Annotated in this window: 14 protein-coding genes; 8 read left to right on the forward strand and 6 right to left on the reverse strand. The window is 53.7% G+C overall.

All coding sequences use genetic code 11. From position 1 onward, the window contains the following. Window positions 1-79: 79 nt before the first annotated feature. The 6 genes from metX to PY990_RS07855 all read left to right on the forward strand — a co-directional run bounded on the left by metX (window position 80) and on the right by PY990_RS07855 (window position 9,315). On the forward strand, window positions 80-1,216 hold the full coding sequence (metX, locus tag PY990_RS07830) for a homoserine O-succinyltransferase MetX (RefSeq protein WP_105027948.1): 1,137 nt from the start codon (window positions 80-82) through the stop codon (window positions 1,214-1,216). Next, on the forward strand, window positions 1,213-1,854 hold the full coding sequence (metW, locus tag PY990_RS07835; RefSeq protein ID WP_275271134.1) for a methionine biosynthesis protein MetW: 642 nt from the start codon (window positions 1,213-1,215) through the stop codon (window positions 1,852-1,854). The genes metX and metW overlap by 4 nt, the downstream gene beginning before the upstream one ends. Before the next feature lie 9 nt (window positions 1,855-1,863). After that, window positions 1,864-2,193, forward strand: coding sequence for a DUF4212 domain-containing protein (locus PY990_RS07840; protein WP_275271135.1), 330 nt, complete (start codon window positions 1,864-1,866; stop codon window positions 2,191-2,193). Then, window positions 2,153-5,455 carry a fused isobutyryl-CoA mutase/GTPase IcmF gene (gene icmF / locus PY990_RS07845; protein ID WP_275271136.1) on the forward strand — a complete coding sequence of 1,101 codons (3,303 nt, stop codon included), beginning with the start codon at window positions 2,153-2,155 and terminating at the stop codon, window positions 5,453-5,455. Before PY990_RS07840 ends, icmF begins: the two co-directional genes overlap by 41 nt. A 659-nt stretch (window positions 5,456-6,114) precedes the next feature. Further along, on the forward strand, window positions 6,115-6,771 hold the full coding sequence (locus PY990_RS07850) for a cupin domain-containing protein (RefSeq protein WP_275271137.1): 657 nt from the start codon (window positions 6,115-6,117) through the stop codon (window positions 6,769-6,771). Window positions 6,772-6,882: 111 nt separating this feature from the next. Continuing rightward, entirely contained in the window at window positions 6,883-9,315 is a 2,433-nt protein-coding gene (locus PY990_RS07855; RefSeq protein WP_275271138.1) for a PKD domain-containing protein, read from the forward strand. Here the strand turns inward: PY990_RS07855 and PY990_RS07860 are convergent. Further along, on the reverse strand, window positions 9,312-9,971 hold the full coding sequence (locus PY990_RS07860) for a GNAT family N-acetyltransferase (RefSeq protein ID WP_275271139.1): 660 nt from the start codon (window positions 9,969-9,971) through the stop codon (window positions 9,312-9,314). The two genes, PY990_RS07855 and PY990_RS07860, sit on opposite strands and share 4 nt — an antisense overlap. A 45-nt stretch (window positions 9,972-10,016) precedes the next feature. Between PY990_RS07860 and lipB the strand changes: the two genes are divergently transcribed. Both lipB and lipA read left to right on the forward strand, forming a co-directional pair. Further along, window positions 10,017-10,724 carry a lipoyl(octanoyl) transferase LipB gene (lipB, locus tag PY990_RS07865; protein WP_275271140.1) on the forward strand — a complete coding sequence of 236 codons (708 nt, stop codon included), beginning with the start codon at window positions 10,017-10,019 and terminating at the stop codon, window positions 10,722-10,724. Window positions 10,725-10,765: 41 nt separating this feature from the next. Then, the gene (gene lipA / locus PY990_RS07870; RefSeq protein ID WP_008248225.1) at window positions 10,766-11,749 is read left to right on the forward strand and encodes a lipoyl synthase; all 984 of its coding nucleotides are present in this window, start codon (window positions 10,766-10,768) and stop codon (window positions 11,747-11,749) included. Here the strand turns inward: lipA and PY990_RS07875 are convergent, their stop codons facing one another. The 5 genes from PY990_RS07875 to tssM all read right to left on the reverse strand — a co-directional run bounded on the left by PY990_RS07875 (window position 11,750) and on the right by tssM (window position 19,167). Continuing rightward, the gene (locus PY990_RS07875; RefSeq protein WP_275271141.1) at window positions 11,750-12,220 is read right to left on the reverse strand and encodes a DM13 domain-containing protein; all 471 of its coding nucleotides are present in this window, start codon (window positions 12,218-12,220) and stop codon (window positions 11,750-11,752) included. Window positions 12,221-12,297: 77 nt separating this feature from the next. Then, complete coding sequence (locus PY990_RS07880; protein WP_275271142.1) at window positions 12,298-13,317, reverse strand: putative solute-binding protein; 1,020 nt, start codon at window positions 13,315-13,317, stop codon at window positions 12,298-12,300. A gap of 71 nt (window positions 13,318-13,388) precedes the next feature. Then, a complete protein-coding gene (locus tag PY990_RS07885) occupies window positions 13,389-15,092 on the reverse strand; it encodes a serine/threonine protein kinase (RefSeq protein ID WP_275271143.1) in 1,704 nt (567 codons plus the stop codon). After that, window positions 15,089-15,697 carry a type VI secretion system-associated protein TagF gene (tagF, locus tag PY990_RS07890; protein ID WP_275271144.1) on the reverse strand — a complete coding sequence of 203 codons (609 nt, stop codon included), beginning with the start codon at window positions 15,695-15,697 and terminating at the stop codon, window positions 15,089-15,091. Before tagF ends, PY990_RS07885 begins: the two co-directional genes overlap by 4 nt. Beyond that, window positions 15,694-19,167, reverse strand: coding sequence for a type VI secretion system membrane subunit TssM (gene tssM, locus PY990_RS07895; protein WP_275271145.1), 3,474 nt, complete (start codon window positions 19,165-19,167; stop codon window positions 15,694-15,696). The genes tagF and tssM overlap by 4 nt, the downstream gene beginning before the upstream one ends. Window positions 19,168-19,195 lie beyond the last annotated feature (28 nt).

Raw genomic sequence — 19,195 nt, forward strand, 5'->3', positions numbered from 1 at the left:
GGCCGCCTTCAATGCCGGTTTGCGATTTATACTCAAAGGCTTGCGAAAACCAACAATCCAACCTAAGAAACACCGTATTGTGTCTGCCAACCAGTCCGTGGGCTTCGTAAAGCCCGAGCTTATTGAATTCACTGCGCCGCTTTTACTTGAGTGCGGAAAGTCCCTGCCCAGCTATTCTCTGATGGTTGAAACCTATGGCACCTTGAATGCCGAGAAAAGCAATGCTGTGCTGGTGTGCCATGCTTTAAATGCCTCTCACCATGTGGCTGGCCTATACGAAGGACAAGAAAAAAGCGAAGGTTGGTGGGACAACATGGTGGGTCCCGGCAAGCCGCTGGACACCAATCGATTTTTTGTAATCGGCGTGAATAACTTGGGTTCGTGCTTTGGCTCCACTGGCCCAAGCAGCACCAACCCTGAAACTGGCAAACCCTACGGCGCCGACTTCCCGTTTGTAACGGTTCAAGACTGGGTGAATGCGCAGGTACGCCTGGCTGATTATTTCGGCATTGAAAAATTTGCCGCAGTCATGGGCGGCAGTTTGGGCGGCATGCAAGCCCTGCAATGGAGCCTGAGTTACCCAGACCGCGTGGGCCACTGCATGGTGGTGGCTTCAACGCCCAAATTGAGCGCACAGAACATTGCCTTCAACGAGGTGGCTCGCCAGGCCATTGTGACCGATCCCGATTTTCACGGTGGAAATTACTATGAGCACGGCGTGGTACCCAAACGCGGCTTGCGCCTGGCACGAATGATTGGCCACATCACCTATTTAAGCGGTGACGACATGGCCGAGAAGTTTGGCCGCACTCTGCGCAATGGCGATTACAACTACGGTCTTGAAGTGGACTTTCAGGTAGAAAGTTACCTGCGCTATCAGGGCGACAAGTTTGCAGATTACTTCGATGCCAACACCTACTTGCTGATTACCAAAGCGCTGGACTACTTCGACCCCGCACGCCACACGGGTGGCGATTTGGTCAAGGCTCTGCAAGCGGCCAAAGCCAAGTTTCTGCTGGTCAGTTTCACCACCGACTGGCGATTTGCACCCGAGCGAACCCGCGAAATTGTGGAGGCCCTCATGGCCAACCAGCGCGATGTCACTTACGCGGAAATTGACGCCCCGCACGGTCACGATGCATTCTTGTTGACTGATGAGCGCTACCACAACGTGGTGCGTGGCTACTTTGAGCGGATCGCCAAGGAGCTTGCATGAAAACCCCACACGCTGTTCGACAAGATGTGCAACCTTTGCCCATTGCGGTGCCCCGGGCCGATCTTGATTTGATCGAAAGTTGGGTGCCCATGGGTGCGCGCGTACTCGATTTGGGCTGCGGCGACGGTTCATTCCTGGCGCGCCTGATGAAAACCCGCAAAGCCACTGGCTATGGCGTTGAAATCGACGATATCAATGTGCAGCGCAGTGTGGCCAATGGCATCAATGTTATTCAGCAAGACCTTGAAAAAGGCCTGGCTATGTTCGAGGATCATGCCTTTGATGTGGTGATTTTGTCGCAAACCCTGCAAGCCATGCACAACACCGAGCGAATCCTCAAAGAGATCGCCCGGGTTGGGAAAGAAGGCATCGTCAGCTTCCCCAATTTTGGTCATTGGTACCATGTGTGGTCGATTGCCTTGGGTCGTATGCCGGTGTCCAAACAGATGCCTTATCAGTGGTACAACACGCCGAATATTCACCTGTGCACCCCCAAGGATTTTGAAGCGCTGGTTGCTCAAATCGGACATAAAGTACTGGGCAAACAACTTTTTTTAAATGGCGAACCCGTTGAACTGTTGGGCAATTTGCGCAGCACTTTGGCGGTCTATCGCTTCAAGCCCCAGTTTGCAAATTAGGCCAACACCATGAAAACCCGGCAACCCACCCCACGTGAAAACGAGTATTGGCGGCAGGTTAAAAGAATTACCTGGCGCTTGCTTGTGGTGTGGATTGCCCTGATTCTTAGCGTGGTGTTGTTTATTCCCCAGCTTGGCATCACGGTTTATGGGGTGCCTTTGACCTATTGGGTCATCTCCAGTGTTCTGCTTTTGAGTTTTTTGGGATTGGTTGCGTGCTACGCATGGCGCATGGATAGGTTAGAATTGAAATTCAAACGAGCGGTGGAAAACAACCGCAACCATCCAGGAGACACGAATGAAAAGCAGCACCGGCGAGGTGGGAAAACCCCTCACTGACACCAAAGGCACGCCCCTGCGTTTTGTAACCGGTTCGTCCCTGTTCGACGGACACGATGCAGCGATCAACATGATTCGCCGCCTGTTGCAAAGCCAAGGTGCTGAAGTCATTCACCTGGGGCACAACCGCTCCGTGCAAGAGTTGGTCGATGCCGCCATTCAGGAAGATGCGGATGGCCTGGCCGTGAGTTCCTATCAGGGCGGGCACAATGAATTTTTCAAATACATGGTCGATGAGCTGAAGGCCAACAACGCCGGTCACATTCAGGTATTTGGTGGCGGTGGCGGTGTCATTTTGCCTTCTGAAATTGAAGCCCTTCAGGCCTATGGTGTAAACCGAATTTACAGCCCGCAAGACGGCCAGAAAATGGGCCTGGAAGGCATGATCGGCGACATGATTGCCCGTGCAGCACAAGTGCGCGATGCCCGCAAAAAGATTGACACGGCTTGCACACCTCAAAGCATCAAGGCCTTGGCCAACGACTGGCCGCTGCTGACCCAACTGATTACCCGCCTTGAGCGTGACGAAATGCCTGCTGCCGATTTGGAAGTGATTCGCGAGCAAGCCAAAGCCAGTAAAACCCCAGTGTTGGGCATTACCGGTACGGGTGGCGCAGGCAAGTCGAGCCTGACTGATGAGCTGATTCGCCGCCTGCGCATGGACCATGGTGATGACCTGACCATTGGCGTGGTGTGTGTAGACCCTTCCCGCCGTAAAACCGGCGGTGCATTGCTGGGCGATCGCATCCGGATGAATGCCATTGGCCCTTGGGCTGGCAATGGTCCCAAAGTATTCATGCGCTCACTGGCCACCCGCGATTCCGCTCAGGAAGTACCCGCTACCCTGCCCGACATTATTGCCTTGTGTCGCGCTACGGGTTTTGATGTGGTGCTGATTGAAACTCCGGGCATTGGCCAGGGCGATGCGGCCATCGTGCCGCATGTGGATTTCAGCCTGTATGTGATGACACCGGAATACGGTGCAGCCAGCCAGCTTGAAAAAATCGACATGCTGGATTTTGCCGATTTTGTGGCGGTGAACAAATTTGACCGCAAGGGCGCACTCGATGCCCTGCGGGATGTGTGCAAACAGGTGCAGCGTAACCGCATGGCTTTTACCAGCATGCCCGACACCATGCCTGTGTACGGTACGCTGGCCAGCCGGTTTAACGACGATGGTGTCAGCGCCCTGTACAAGGCCCTGCGTGCTGCCTTGCCCATTGCCAAGCCCTCCAAAGGCCTGTTCAACACCATTGACACCAAACATTCCACCACCCTGAAAGCCGTAGTGCCTTCCGAGCGTGTGCGTTATTTGGCTGAAATCGCGCAGGCTGTACGCAGTTACAAGGCGCAAGTACAAAAAGACGTAGCTGCAGTGTACGACCTGGAATGCATGCAACGTGCCCAAGCCCTATTGCTTGAACACAAACCTGACAAAACCAAGGCGGTGGAAGCGCTGGACGACATTGTCGAACTGACGAACACTCGAATCAGCATGGCTGCGCAAAAGGCCATGAAAGACTACTCAAAGTTGACTGAGGGTTACAAAGGCGACACGCTGACCTATGAAGTGCGCGGCAAGGCCCTGCAAGCACCGCTAACCGTGACTTCGCTCAGTGGCCTGAAAATCAATCGCGTCAGTCTGCCGAAGTTCACCAGTCGGGCCGACCTGCTGAAATTCGTGATGCTGGAAAACCTGCCGGGTTATTTCCCCTTCACCGCAGGTGTATTCCCAGTCAAGCGCGAAGGGGAAGACCCCACCCGGATGTTTGCCGGTGAAGGCGACCCCGCCCGCACCAACCGCCGTTTCAAGATGCTCAGCAGTGCCAGTGACGCGAAACGTTTGTCGACTGCATTTGACTCGGTCACCCTGTATGGTTTCGATCCAGATTTGCGGCCAGACATTTACGGCAAAGTGGGCACCAGCGGCGTGAGTGTGGCCACGCTAGACGACATGAAAGTGTTGTATAGCGGTTTTGATTTGTGCGCTCCTAGCACTAGTGTGTCGATGACCATTAACGGCCCGGCACCCAGTATTTTGGCCATGTTCCTGAACACCGCCATTGATCAGCAAGTGGATCTGTTCACTGCCAAAAATAAGCGCGCACCGAACGCCGATGAATACGCCAACATCAAGGCCAGCACTTTGAAGGCAGTGCGAGGCACCGTGCAAGCGGACATTTTGAAAGAAGACCAGGGCCAGAACACTTGTATTTTCTCGACTGAATTTAGCCTGCGCGTGATGGGCGATATTCAGCAGTACTTTATAGACCATGAAGTGCGTAACTTCTATAGCGTGTCGATCAGCGGTTATCACATTGCAGAGGCCGGGGCCAACCCGATTTCACAACTGGCGTTTACCTTGTCAAATGGCTTTACCTTTGTGGAAGCCTATTTGGCACGCGGCATGAAAATCGACGACTTTGCGCCTAACCTTAGCTTCTTCTTTTCCAATGGCATGGACCCCGAATACACAGTGCTGGGTCGCGTGGCCCGTCGCATTTGGGCCATCGCCATGCGCGACCGTTATGGTGCCGCCGACCGCAGCCAAAAGCTGAAGTACCACATTCAAACCAGTGGCCGTAGTTTGCACGCCCAGGAAATCGCGTTCAACGACATACGCACCACCTTGCAGGCGCTGATTGCCGTATACGACAACTGCAACAGCCTGCACACCAACGCCTATGACGAGGCAGTGACCACGCCGACTGAGGAAAGCGTGCGCCGGGCCATGGCCATCCAGTTGATCATCAACAAGGAATGGGGTTTGGCGAAAAACGAAAACTCAAGCCAAGGAGCTTTCATTATTGAAGAGCTCACTGAATTGGTGGAAGAGGCTGTGTTGGCTGAACTGGACCGCATCAGCGAACGCGGCGGTGTGTTGGGTGCCATGGAAACAGGCTACCAGCGCAGCAAAATCCAGGAAGAGTCGATGCATTATGAAATCCAGAAGCATGACGGCACCTTGCCAATTGTGGGTGTGAATACTTTCACCAATCCCAATGACAACGCCGACTCCTTGAACTCGCTTGAACTGGCGCGTGCCACTGAGGAAGAAAAACAAAGCCAGTTGAAACGCCTGGCTGAATTTCAGCAGCGACATGCCGCTGAGAGCGGACCGATGCTGGAGCGCCTGAAGCAAACTGCCATGGACGGTGGCAACGTGTTCGAGGTGCTGGTGGAGGCAGTGCGGGTGTGCTCGCTGGGGCAGATTACGCAGGCGCTGTTCGAAGTGGGTGGCAAGTACCGCAGGTCGATGTAAAAGTTGCCTGTGGTGCATGTGGCTGGGGACTGTTGCTCAACTCGGCATGGGGTACTTGTCGCGCATTTGAATGGTGACTTGGGAGCCAAACTTGCATGGTCACCGCTGCCCGAAAACTTGGCATTTCGGCGTTTTGTCTTGAGCCTGCACTAAGCCAAGCCCTCCAAAAGTAACGGTCGGGTCTTGGCTTTCGCGCCAGGGCGCGATCGTTAGCCTCTGCGCGCCAAGCCGGCAGGTTTTCTGACTGGTCATCGTGCGACCCGTTGCAAGTTCAGCTCCGAGCACTCCAGTGCAGCGCTTCGCTACCTCCGAGCGACTCACGGCGGTGTTCCATGGGCAATCGGCACTGGCGAATCTCCCTCACCCCGCAACTCACGGCTGATTTCATCGCCCAATCGGCGGCGATGTTTCGATCGCCTCGCCTTCACGAAAACCTGCCCTTGCGTGCCGCTCAGGCCCGGTGTTGCCCAGCATGGGCGACAGAGAACGGTCCCGACCCGTTCTTTAGGAGGGTCGTGCTCAGGCATCGCAAGGCTCAGCAAGGGATAAACAGGTTTTCTGGCGAGAGATCGGAACCCAAGCCGATCGGGCCAAAAAACTCACCGTTTAGCTTTGCGGTAGAATGAATTCATCGAAGTAAGTACTCACCAAGCAGCACCATGAAACTCAACGCCGATCTTTCCCAACGCGCAGTCGTCAACAGCAACAATGTCGACTGGGTCGCCTCACCAGCTCTTGGTGTATGGCGCAAACCACTGGAACGCGATGGCGATGAAGTGGCGCGTTTAACTTCGATTGTTCGTTACGACCCAGGGTGCGCGTTTCCTGAACATGAACACGGTGGTGGCGAAGAATTCTTCGTACTTGAAGGCACCTTTGAGGATGAATTTGGCGCTTATCCAGCGGGCACATTTGTAAAGAACCCCGTGGGCACCAAGCATTCTCCCAAGTCCACAGAAGGCTGCACAATTCTCGTGAAGCTTCGCCACATGCGGGCTGAAGATCAAACACCGGTCGTCATCAATACCAACGAAGCCGAATGGCGGCAGGGCTTGGTACCGGGCTTGAAGGTGATGCCGCTTGACAGCTTCGAGACCCGCCACACTGCATTGGTGAAGTGGGCTCCTGAAACCTATTTCAATATGCATCGCCACATGGGCGGCGAAGAAATTTTTGTGCTTGAAGGCGTGTTCTCAGATGAACATGGCGACTACCCCGCAGGTACCTGGATACGCAGCCCGCATGCTAGCGTACATACACCTTTCAGCAAACCAGGCTGCACCATTCTTGTACGCACAGGTCATTTGGTGGATTAAAAGCACGCTGTCGCAGGACATTTCATTTTGGTGACATGTCGCTTAGGGTGAATCTACAAATCCCTTTCGGCAGGTATCCGGTATCAAGGCTATAGATCCCGGGTGCTCTCCATGCGTTATTCCAGTTTTGCCTTCACCATTGCTCTTTCTGTTTTACTGGCCGCATGCAACAACGGCGGAGGCGAAGCCAGCAACGGAAGTGGGCGTGTTGAAGGTCAGGAAAATCCCCCCACGCTAAGCGCCGGAAGCGATCAGCAAGCCGCAGAGCGAAGCAACATCGAGTTGCGAGCTACGGTGCAAAACACGGACCAGAATTCTGTGGTGGCCTATGCCTGGTTTCCGGCCAATGAAGAAACCGTGTTCTTTGGCGATGCAGGCAGGTCAGACGAATCAGTCCTGAACTTGCAGTTACCCCAAGTCAACAACGACACCCCCGTCGCGTTCATCGTTCAAGCGCAGCTCTCCAACGGCAATGTGCTTGAGGACCGTGTTCAAGTCACCATTCAAAACACCTTTGACAACGCATTGCCAGTGGTCAACACCACCGCGTCGCCGATTGGACTTGATAACAGGTTGACCGCAAGTGCCTGCGAGTCCTCAGATTCTGACGGTACTATCCAGTCTTACCAATGGCGCAATGAAACCCTGAATATTCAATACGAAGAAACAGGCTGCAACTTGAATGTGCAGCTACCCAATTCGCCTGAATCGCAAACTTACACCTTGCGGGCTATTGCAATTGACAACGAGGAGGCCTTGGGCTTCAAGTTGTTCAATGTCAGCACCCCCCAGCGGCCAGCCAACACTGCACCGCTTATTCAAAACGCCAGCGCATTGCCTGAACCCGTGCGTCCTGGTGAAACTTTGAACTTGCAAGTCAACGCCAGTGATGCCGATGGCGACGTACTGTTCTACCGCTGGACACAAACCGCGGGTGGCACACTGGCAATCAGCAATGCAGACAAAGCCATGGCCCAGGTGCAAATTCCTGCCGACCTGGCCAATCAAACCTTAACCTTCCGCATTGAAGTATCAGACCGAGCCAATTTCCAAACGTCGGTGAGCCAAAGCAGCGTGGATGCCAGCGTGCGCAGCAACACCAGCAGCAATGCAGGCCTACTTGAATGCCTGCAAGACCCCACGCGCGTGGGGTGCCCCTTGGTCGGCTTGTTGTCCGCGCCTCCCCTTGGCGCTCAACAACCGAGCAGCGCGCAGTTTTCAGCTGGGCAGTGCACCCCCTTCTATGGCGGTGGTGTGAATGGGCAAGGCTACTCCCACCTGTTGGGAGCCATGCACGAGCACACAGCTTACTCGGATGGGCAAGCCAAGACCGATCCGCTTCAGGTCTACCAACAAACCCGAGAGCGCGGCATGGACTTCGTGATGTCATCGGACCACTCCGATAACCTGTCAATTCCCTTGGCTTTGCCCGATCCCGACAACTGCGCAGACCAGCCTTTGTCGTGTGTCATTTCCGACCCCGACAACCTGAGCAACAGCCTCACCAAATGGCAAAGTACGCTGGCGCAGTCCAATCAAGTGACTGGCGAGTCGCCTGGCCTGTTCACTGCCATGCGGGGTTTTGAGTGGACCTCCGACCGCTTCGGGCATGCCAACGTGTACCTGAGCAAAAACAATATCAATGCCAAAACCGGTCCCGGGTATGCGGTGTCAATGGATTTGTTCTGGCAGTGGTTTGTGTTGTCGCCGCAATTGGGTGGCGGTGGCGATGGCCTTATGATATTCAATCACCCTGGCCGTGAAGATGCTCTGCATGGGGCCTTGTTGCAAATTGGGGAGGGCGTGGGCCAGGCCACACGAATGGCTGGCGCGCTGAACGCATTGAATGTATTTCAACAAGGCGACCCGGCTTACGCCTTTAACGACTTCAAATACGTGGCACCTGCCGACTACCGAGTGGTGGGTCTCGAGGTGTTCGGCAAAGGCGATGAATACGACACCGATGGCAAATTTGGCTCGTGGTATGGCCACGCACTGGACAAGGGTTGGTACTTGGGGCCCGCAGGCTCGGAAGACCACCATGCCACAGACTGGGGCGGTAGCAGTTTGCCCAAGACAGTCGCAATTGCACGCGCCAACAACCAAGCCGACATTCGCGAAGCTTTCCTTGCCCGGCGCTTTTACACAGTGGCCCAAAATGAAAATGCCTTGCGCATGACCTTTGAAGCTGTTCAGGCCTCCACTCGAGGTCAGCAACGGCTGCCCATGGGCTCGCGCATTGGCACACAGGCCAACACCGTTCAATTTGAAGTCAGCGTTCGCAGCACGCAAGCCATGGACCCTTTGCAAGGCATGTCGTTTGAGCTGTTCAGCTCGCAGTCAGGTCCGAGCACCAACGAGGCGCAGCGCTACCTGCCCCTGCAAACCCAGACCGGGAAAAACGGACGCTTCACGGTAAGCCCAGCCGATGGAAAGAATTGGTATTTCGTGCGCGTAAAACGGGGCGATCGAATTGTGGCGGTGAGTGCACCGATCTGGATATTCAAAGGAAGCGAGCCGCTGCCAGAATGTGCAGCGCTTTAAAACTCCTCAGCCCACTTTCGAAACTGGTTGAGCGAACCCTTAAACAAATGGTCAATGTCGGCCAAATGTTCATCAACAAATTCCCGCACCATTGAACTGGTGCTGGCAGGCTCTACGCGCAGGTGGGCCTCGCACTGTCCATCGGCATTGCTCACCCGCATGTTCAGTTTGTGGGCAATGCGCAGCATGGCTTCATTGTCCATCAGGGTGTAAATGAACAACATTTCAATGCCTTCATTGCGCGCCCTGCGCAACGCCCTTTGAAACAGCAGCGTACCCAGGCCATGCCCCCGCATATTGGCGTCCAGTGACAGTCCCAATTCCGCACCCTTGGGTGCCGTGCTGTCTTTTGGCTGGTTCAGTTCGGCCAAATGCACCACGCCCAGCAGTACATCGTCACGCCCGAAAATGCCAAACACCGAGTCGCGCTCAAAATCAATGCTGGCGGTGTATTTCGCAATAGCGGCGTCCCCCAGTGCATAACTAAAGCGCAAACGGCGATCCGTTTCATTCAGGGCCAGCAAGTGTGCAAGAATTAAAGGACGGTGTGAATCATCCAGTTCCACAATCGGAACTTTGGACAGGCCCAGAATGGACGCGGCCCTGCGCCCCAAGACGCTGGGAATATCAAACCATTCAATGGGCTCTGACGACATGATGAACTCGACTGCAAAATTGTGAAAAATCGGAAATATGCCTACATGATCCACCAACAAGAAAGCAAGCCGCAACCCAATACCCTGCAAGTTGGAGTACCACTTCAAATTCGCGAATTGGGTTTAGTGGACTATTTGCCCACCTGGGAAGCCATGCGAAATTTTACAGATGCCCGCTCCGAACAGCTCAACGGGCCAGTGAGCGACGAGATCTGGATTTGTGAACACCCCCCCGTGTTCACTTTGGGCCTTGCTGGTGACCCGGCACATATGTTGCATCGCAGCAACATACCGTTGGTGAAAACCGACCGTGGGGGTCAAATCACCTACCATGGCCCGGGCCAGATTGTGGTTTATCCACTTCTGGACCTTCGCCGCTTTGGTTTGAAGGTGCGAGAGTACGTTCAGTTGCTTGAGCAAAGCATTATCGACGCTTTGGTGCAGGTGGGTGTGGCGGATGCCCAACGCAAACCGAACGCCCCAGGCGTGTACACATTCCACAATGGCGCACTGGCAAAAATCGCAGCCTTGGGCATCAAGATCCGCAAAGGCTGTGCTTATCACGGTTTGTCGCTGAATGTGGCCATGGATTTAAACCCATTCCTGCAAATAAACCCCTGCGGTTATGCTGGTTTGGAAACAGTGGACTTGGCCACGATTGGTGTTAAAATTTCACAAGCTGAGATGCAAATGCATCTGATGAAATACCTGATTCAACACCTTGAAGCCGCGCGATCCGCGGTGGCAAAGTAAACACATGGCCCCAATCACCCAAAGGCCAGGGAGCAAAAAACGTGTCCGAGATCAATGAAAAGTCCGCTGTGGCCAAAGAACTGAGCGCAGTCAGCGATCCGACCGTCAAGCAAAAAGCGGCCGCGAAAACCGCCCGAATTCCCATCAAGATTGTGCCTGTTGAGCAGTTGAAAAAGCCCAGCTGGATCCGCGTGAAGGCCGGCTCGCCTTCCACCCGTTTCTACGAAATCAAGGAAATTCTGCGCGAGCACAAGCTGCACACCGTGTGCGAAGAAGCCTCCTGCCCTAACATTGGTGAATGCTTTGGCAAAGGCACTGCCACCTTCATGATCATGGGCGACAAGTGCACCCGCCGTTGCCCCTTCTGCGATGTGGGCCATGGCCGCCCCGATCCACTTGATGAAAACGAACCTCTGAATTTGGCAAAAACCATTGCCGCCTTGCGTTTGAACTACGTGGTCATTACCAGCGTAGATCGCGATGACCTGCGCGATGGTGGCGCCGGTCACTTTGTGGCCTGTATTGAAAAAACCCGTGAATTGTCGCCCAACACCAAAATCGAGATTCTGGTGCCCGACTTCCGAGGCCGCCTGGACCGTGCGCTGGGAATTTTGAATGCTGCCCCGCCCGATGTCATGAACCACAACCTGGAAACCACCGAGCGCCTGTACAAGGAAGCCCGTCCGGGGTCAGACTACAAACACTCGCTGAAGCTGCTGCAAGAATTCAAAAAAGCGCACCCCAACACGCCCACCAAAAGCGGAATCATGGTGGGCTTGGGCGAAACCGACGAGGAAATTTTGCAAGTGATGCGCGACATGCGCGAGCACCAAGTGGACATGATTACGATTGGCCAATACCTGGCACCTTCGGGCCACCACTTGCCAGTGCGCCGCTATGTGCACCCCGATGTATTCAAAATGTTTGAAGAGAAAGCCTATGAAATGGGCTTTACGCACGCAGCTGTTGGGGCAATGGTCCGCAGTTCATACCATGCGGATGAGCAGGCACACGGTTTGGTGTAACTAATTGCGAAACTGCCCGGCGCTAATAAACTCGCCAAAGCGTTCACACCACACAACAGCAGCGCTGTATTGTTGCAAATCAGTGTTGGGTGGAAGGTCGAGAATGAATCCGCCAAAGGTTTTTACCGACCCCACTTGCAGGGACTGGCTTTTGATCTCCAAAAAGCCCGCCTCGTCTTCCACAAATTTTGGCACCAGGTACAAGTAATAATCGGGCCCTGGTGAAAGCTCGCCGTCGAACACAGCCTGGCTTGCAGACAAGGTCAAACGGCCTTCTCCCCAATGCAAAAAGTCGCTGCCTTTCAGGTCGCGTTTGAATTCTGTCGAGAACAGCGCCCCGCTTTGCGATGCAGTAATCGCTTCAGCAGCAGGGCCTTCAGGTTCTACAAGAATGGGCAGCATATAAATGCCCAAGGCAACACCAACAATCAGCGCGCCGGCATGGGTAATCAACAGGAGAATTTTCTTCATGGTGTTTCAAGCCCTCAGGGAGTGAACTTGTCAATTCGCTCCCTGGGCTCAAAACGTTTCACATGCAGATGAATAATTTACAGTTCACGCTTGTCGGCACACTCGCCCAAGCTTGCGTCAAGCCGGCAGCGAATGCGTTTCAAAATTTTCATCATCTCGGGATCGTAGAAGCCGTCTGCGGTCATTTGAATTCGGGATTCACGCATCAGCACATCGTACTTTTCGCGATCACCGGCAGGAATATCCAGCCATGCAGCAGCGGGCACTGCCTTTTCCGAGGTATCGACCAAAGCAATGGCGCGTTCAAATTGCTGTTGAATCCAAACCCGCGACTTTTGCCCAAAGCCCTCGGGAAATTTGTCTTTGCGGATCAAAATATTTGCGGTTAGCTGCACCAAGGGAAAGCGGTAAATACCCCCCTTGCTGCCAATGCCTTTGTACAACTCAAGCGGCTGGTACGCAATGGCCGGTGCAGCAATAATGTCCACCTGCCCGTTGTTGAATTTGGTGCCAAAATTGATCACCTCGCTGGCCACCGGCTGCGCGCCCAACTGTTGCACCATCTTGGCTTGCGATTTGTCATAGTCCAGCACCGCAATTTTTTTGCCTGCCGCTTTTTCAACTGAATTAATGGCCCGGTCGTTCACCATCACATAGGCGGCACCAATGGGCAAAATACCCGCCACCTCAAACAGGCCCGAGGTCATTTTGTCATTCAGCTTTGGGCTGCTCATCAGGTCGATGACTGTGCGCAAGTGCTTGTAGGTGGGCACAGCGCCAATGGAGTCGATGCTGCCCACAAACTTGTTGAACTGCCTGCCACGCAAAGTAGAAATGGCCGCCGCATCGCATTTGCCAGTTTTAAAATCTTCGGCGGCAAGGCGTTCGTCGACATATGCTTCCAGTTCAATATTCGCACCCCAGCCCTTGGCTGCCACTGCATAATCGCGCGCTTGCGCAAAGGCGGGACCACTGCGCCCTGCAATGTCGAAAATACACATCTTGATGTTGGAGGCTTGGGCTTGGGCTTGGGCTTGTGCCGGTAAAGCGAGGCTGGTGCCCAGCAATACGAGTGCTGCAGCTTTGATGGTGTTCATGTCGTCTCCGGTAATTTTGGGCTTTTTTTGTAATGTTTCAGCCCTTGAGGAAATTTCATTCTACAGAAGAATTAATCCACTTCATCCACTGAGAACCAGGCCGCTGCCAGTCTGTCATTGCAACTGGTGTTGGCGCAGGGGCTGATTCCCTCAAGGGCTTGAATCGGTGCGCCGCTGTGCGCTGGGCCTGCAGGAATCAAGCCGAATCCGTAGTGGTCCTGAAAGTTCAGGTGCCCGTAGTTTCTTGGTTGTTCTGTCACCACCACCAGGAACTGGTTTTCTCCGGCAGGGCCTGCGGCTTGAATGGGTTCATTGGCTGGAGGCAATCGCATAGGCTTGTTGGCTTCAATGGCCAAGGCTGGAACGCGAACATTTGGCAACAACTGAATCAGCGAGTTGTCACTGGCACGAACATACACCGCCACAAAACCCGAAACAGGGGACTCAAGCTGAAAGCGCAATAGATCTTGACCAATTTTCAGTGTTGTTTGCTCCATTTGAATCGTGAGTGAAGTGTCAGCCTTGTCAATCACGGCTTGAAACGATGGGTCCAAATTGTTGGTCAGCGCCGGGCCGATTTGTATGGTGTTTGATGAAGGTACCGTTGCTTGAACTACAACAGTCTTTGTGGTGTCAGCGTTTTCCTCCATGGGCGGAACATTCGAGACAAAAATGAAAGCCATTACCACTGCGGTAACAGCAATCACAGACGCAATCACGCTGCCCCACAGATTCATTGGCTTCGTCGGGTAAAACCGTTTCGGTCGTGCTTCTGCTTGGGTGCGGGTTGTATTTGTGTCAACAGCTTCTGTGTGGGTTGCCGAATCAAACAGGCTCAGAATGTCTTGTGTTTCAGTTTGCAAATTTTGCCGAAACAGCGACATGCTGGCGGTTCGGTCTTGTGGCTGCACCGCCAGTGCACGGTCAATGGCCCATTTCAAATGAGGACTGTAGGGCAATTCCGGCCGCTCATGCAAGGGCAGGTAACTGTCATTCACCAGTCGCCCGACTGAAGAAGGCGGTGTTTTTCCGGTCATCAAAAAGTGAGCAACTGCTGCCAGTGCGTACACATCTGTCCAGGCACCTTGGGTCATGGAAGGCACTTCGGCATACTGCTCAATCGGTGCGTAACTCGCTTTGAGAATCACGGTGAATGGTTGCGACACACTGCCAATGGCTCGGCGCGCCGCACCGAAGTCCAGCAAGATGGGCAGGTCATTATTGTCTTGAATAATGATGTTCTCTGGCGAAATATCCCGGTGATAGCACTGCTGCGAATGCATTACCTCCAGTGCCTCGGTCAATACGAGCAGCCAATTCACCAGTTGTTCCTGTGCCAGAGGGGCCGCGTGGTTTTCGGCATACTGTTTCAGATTCATGCCTTGGTACAGTGGCATTACCATGTAAGCCGTTCCGGCCATTTCCCAAAACCGGTACACCTTCACCAGCGCAGCATGGTCAAATTGTGCAAGCAGGCGCGCTTCATTGATGAAACTTCGCATGCCAGCATCGAAGGTGCTTTTGTGGCGTGCCTCACGTACTTTCACGGCGCCACCCGGAATGCGTTGGGCCAATAAAGCCGGCAAATACTCTTTCAAGGCCACTTGTCGTTCAAGCATTGGATCAAGTGCTTTGTACACAATCCCGAATCCACCCACGCCAATCACATCCTGAATCTCAAATCCTTCAATCCGTGTGCCAACAGGCAGCGGTTGCTGGGCTGAATCATTGGGTATCACAGGCGCAGCCTGAATAACGGTGTTCTCGTTCATCATGGTGCGGTGCCAAGTCCGAGCAAGGTATTGAAATCTTGGCTTGCAGGCAAGCCGTCGCATTGAAGCACTGCCTTGATTGCACCGCCATAGTCAATTTCGAACCAATGGCTTTGTGCGTCTCCGACCTGAATGGAATCTTTGCTACCCGACTCATCCATGAATAGCGCAAGAGATTCTGACTTCAATTCAAACTTGTTCAGGCACCAGTCCTCGTTCAAGGCATCCGCACACAAAGTGTGGGCTTGTTGAAACCACAGTGCGATTGATTCAAAAGCAAGTTTCTCTAGGCTGCATGAGGGCAGTTGTTGAAGCAAAACAAATGGAAATGCCCGCCCGGCTTTGTCGACCGAGGGCATCAAGACGCCGATCGCCGCATTGTTGTGAAACTTGGGTGTCACTCGCGAGCCCCACACAAATCCGTGTATGGGCATTTGTAAATACGCGTTTGTCCAAGCGCCTTGGTGCACAGTCTGGCTTTCTTGCAGGGTGCTGCTCAGCCAAAGGTCCAGTGTTTCCAGTAGCCCGGCAGGCATGTTGTGGCTGCAAAAATCGCCTACACAGGGCAGTTTGCCAAACCAGCAAAGTTTTTCGGCATGGGTGTTCATAAATTGCCCGGACAGCGGAATTGTTTTAGCTCGGCGAGCCGCAGCGGGTTGAAGGCAGAATGGGCCATTACTTCAAACTCAAATTGTTTGCCATCCAGATTGAAAGTCGCCCGGAATTTCTCTGGTCGCTCTGTGTTCTGAATTTGAGCTGCATCGAAAAGACGGAACAGTGCCCAAGGTCCGTTGTATGTTTTGTGGTTTCCCTCTGAGGCCCGAACACGCAATGTGGTTGAAGGCGATTGCCCGCCCCATTGAATTCGGTGGGTCGGCTGAAACTGTTTCGAGAACATTTTCAAATCGCCATTTGTTTCAAGGTAAAACACATCACCGGGGTTGCTTGCGTTGATCAAACGCATTTCCACATCGAAGCTTGCAGTCGGTTTGCTGCCTTGAAAAAATACATCGCGAATACGCGCTGCGCGCTGAAACTGCACCAGAGAAGGATTGGCCTGCGGTGCAGAACCGTCACTCAAGGGTTTCAGTGTCCAGTTCGCGCCACCTGTGTCGACCACGCTCGCCAAGCGGCTTGAAAAGAACTGATCCATCAGGCCAGCGGGTCCAAAGAACCGGGCGAAGTCGTCTGTCAATACATCCAGACCTGAGCCGGGGTGAATTGGATAACGGTTTGTCACAGTGCGCCTGCACACCTCTTGCAGTGGGCGCAGGTCTGCCGTCAAATTCGCCCGTTCTGCGGCACGCCCTTGAGCGCTGCCTTGCCCCGCCAATTGACCAACAATCGCACGTACGGGCTCAGGCAGTACGCCAGCACCCACCAGCAGCGAGTCCATCGCAGACGCAGGTGGGGGTGGAGCCTTGCTTTTCTTTGCGCTGGAAACAGCCGCCAATTGTGCATACAAATCGTTCAACAAGGTCGCCACCTGGGCATAGGCTGGCGGGTTGCCCTCAAACAGATTGTTGATGTCGCTGAAGTGGTCGTCCACTTGCTGTTCGAGCGGAACCTCGAAGTCGACAGGTTTGAAGTCTGACCCAGCCAGTAGAGCCACATTGGGTGACAGCGCCTGATTGGCTTTTTGGTTGACAAGTGCTTCGGTTTTTTCGCCAGCCTTGCTCATGGCAGAAGCCAGTCGAGTATGTGTTGAAACACCCTCGAGAAACTTTTTCAGGGGTGATTGCGGCGAGGCCAGTACGCGGGCCAAATCGACTGCCTGGTCAAATTGTGCAGGTTTTAGAATTTGTACATCTTTCAGGTAGGCGTCCCAGGTGCGAATATAGTCCCGAACATAAAGCTGACGGGTCTGTTGAAGCAAGGCTTTGGAAGTCAGCTCACTGGCCCGGTTGCCTGTGGAAGTGTCCCCCATCACCCAGCTTGATTCCTGACGCAGCCGATCCGCTTCAACTGGCAATTTAGCCAGAAAATAGCTGACATAGCCTTGGCGGGTATACAGAGCGTCCACCCCCTGGTTCAGTGATTGCCCACTGGGTCGATTGAAAATTCCAGCGGCACTGACACCGACAGTTTTGATCAAATTGAAATCTGCACCCGGTTGCGGTTTGAAGAACCGCTGCATTCGTTTGTACAAGCGTTCATCCAGCGCCTGGGCACCGATGATTTGGCGCGCGGTATCGATCAGCTCCTGATCTTTGGGTGGAAGGCTATTGGGTGCCCCCAAGTGAATTGCCGCCTCCAGGTGTAAAGCAGCCGAATCCCGCAGTTCGGGCTCATAAGCCACAAAAACATTTTGCTGCCAGTCATACACCACCCAAGTCGACAAGGCTTCTGCATCATAGTGCTCGGGTGTGTGAATCATCACATAGGCTTTCAGAGATTCATATGCCAGTTCCATATCCTGATTCAAGGCATTCCGCAACCGGTCTTCAAGGCGCTTGGCCACCCGGGGTATTAGCGCATTCGCCAGGGCATTCCGATAGGCAATTTGTTCGGCCTGTTGCAGCTTTTCATCCTGATTCAGGCCCAAGGTGTGGTTCACTGCGTCGGGGCTGGTTTGGGCCAACGCGCGCAAATCATTCAGCGCCTTAAACAATTCCTGCAGCGGTGCCTGTGCTTCTGTTGGCAAGTTGGCGGTTTGCGCGGCCAGTGCAGTGCTCCGTTCTAGTGTCTGTGTAATGGCTTCACTGTTGTTGCCGTGGCTTATCCACCACCCCAAAGACAACAATGAAAACCCAATCACTGCCACTGCGATCGTGCTGAAATAAACCAACTGCTCAAGAAGGGCTTTCTTTTTCACATAGGCAGCCAGGTGCTGTTCCGCAAACACCACCTGCGACAACACATCACGAATGAAAAAACTTTTGCCGGGACCTTTGGCCGTTGTACTTTCAGCTGGATTGTTGGCCATCGCAGATGCAATTCGATCGAACACATTGCCGTCTTGTGTGCCGCTGGTTAAATAAACACCGCGCAGTGTCACCTGTTTTTCAAAAGGACTGTCCGACTGAAGGGCCATGCTCAGCAGGCCTTCGATGGCGGGCTTCAATTGGGCCACAGCCAATGGAAACTCAAACAGCTTTGTGCATTTGTAGGCTTGTTCTTCCCGTTCCAGTCGAGCGTTTAACTGAGCGCTCAGTTTCTCTACCATTTGGCCCAGAGCCTGTGGCAAATCCTTGCTTAGCGTGGTGCTCAGTGTGTTGGGGTGCTCGAAGTTCACGCCCCATGCCTTTGCGCGTTCCGTTTCACTCAGGCGACCAAAGGTTTCCTTGAAACCACTCAGCAAATCCAGCTTGGTTATCAGCACGTAAACGGGCGGGCACATACCCAGGGTGCGAATCATCTCCTGCAAACGCAAGGCAATTTTTGCAGCGGTTTCCTTTCGCTTTGCTTCAACGTCCAGCAATTCTTGAATACTCAAGGTCAGAAGCACACCATTGACAGGCTGCTTCGGTCTGTATTTTTTAAGCAGACCCAAAAAAGAGTTCCAGCCCGCAGCATCTGTGTTCTGATCGGAATCTTGCGTGGTGAAACGGCCCGCCGTGTCAATCAACACCGCTTTGTCTGTAAACCACCAGTCGCAGTTTCGCGTGCCGCCCACACCCTTGACGGATTCCTTGCCCAAGGGGTCTTGCAACGGAAAACGAAGCCCGGCGTTTTTCAGTGCCGTGGTTTTCCCGCTGCCGGGTGGGCCCACAATCACATACCATGGCAACTCGTACAAGCCGGGTTTGCTAAGGTACCAAGCCTTGCGGGATTGATGCTGCCTCAGCGTTTCCACGGCCTGGTTGAATATGTCATGCAGCTTGGCGGCTTGCATCTGCGATTGCTCATCCTGACGAGTCAGCCCTGCTTTCAATGCATGTTCAGCTTTGTGAACTTTCCACCATCGCCAGGCCAATGGGCCAAATACCAGTGCGAAAATCAGCACGCTTAGTGTGCTTCGAATCCAGATGCCGGCAAAAGGCTGCGAATCGCCAATAGAAACAATAGGACCCACAAGCCAAATCAAGGCCAGAAAACCAATCAATGCCAATAGGCTGAGTACAAATTTCAAAAGCATGTTGAATACCTGGTGATGTGGAGTTCGA

This window comes from Limnobacter olei (genome assembly GCF_029087225.1).
Lineage (GTDB): Bacteria > Pseudomonadota > Gammaproteobacteria > Burkholderiales > Burkholderiaceae_B > Limnobacter > Limnobacter olei.

Bases quoted from the DNA above. Each gene is read 5' to 3' on its own strand.
- metW (WP_275271134.1), top strand. From the start codon at position 1,213: ATGAAAACCCCACACGCTGTTCGACAAGATGTGCAACCTTTGCCCATT.
- PY990_RS07840 (WP_275271135.1), top strand. From the start codon at position 1,864: ATGAAAACCCGGCAACCCACCCCACGTGAAAACGAGTATTGGCGGCAG.
- icmF (WP_275271136.1), top strand. From the start codon at position 2,153: ATGAAAAGCAGCACCGGCGAGGTGGGAAAACCCCTCACTGACACCAAA.
- PY990_RS07850 (WP_275271137.1), top strand. From the start codon at position 6,115: ATGAAACTCAACGCCGATCTTTCCCAACGCGCAGTCGTCAACAGCAAC.
- PY990_RS07855 (WP_275271138.1), top strand. From the start codon at position 6,883: ATGCGTTATTCCAGTTTTGCCTTCACCATTGCTCTTTCTGTTTTACTG.
- PY990_RS07860 (WP_275271139.1), bottom strand. From the start codon at position 9,971: ATGTCGTCAGAGCCCATTGAATGGTTTGATATTCCCAGCGTCTTGGGG.
- lipB (WP_275271140.1), top strand. From the start codon at position 10,017: ATGATCCACCAACAAGAAAGCAAGCCGCAACCCAATACCCTGCAAGTT.
- PY990_RS07875 (WP_275271141.1), bottom strand. From the start codon at position 12,220: ATGAAGAAAATTCTCCTGTTGATTACCCATGCCGGCGCGCTGATTGTT.
- PY990_RS07880 (WP_275271142.1), bottom strand. From the start codon at position 13,317: ATGAACACCATCAAAGCTGCAGCACTCGTATTGCTGGGCACCAGCCTC.
- PY990_RS07885 (WP_275271143.1), bottom strand. From the start codon at position 15,092: ATGATGAACGAGAACACCGTTATTCAGGCTGCGCCTGTGATACCCAAT.
- tagF (WP_275271144.1), bottom strand. From the start codon at position 15,697: ATGAACACCCATGCCGAAAAACTTTGCTGGTTTGGCAAACTGCCCTGT.
- tssM (WP_275271145.1), bottom strand. From the start codon at position 19,167: ATGCTTTTGAAATTTGTACTCAGCCTATTGGCATTGATTGGTTTTCTG.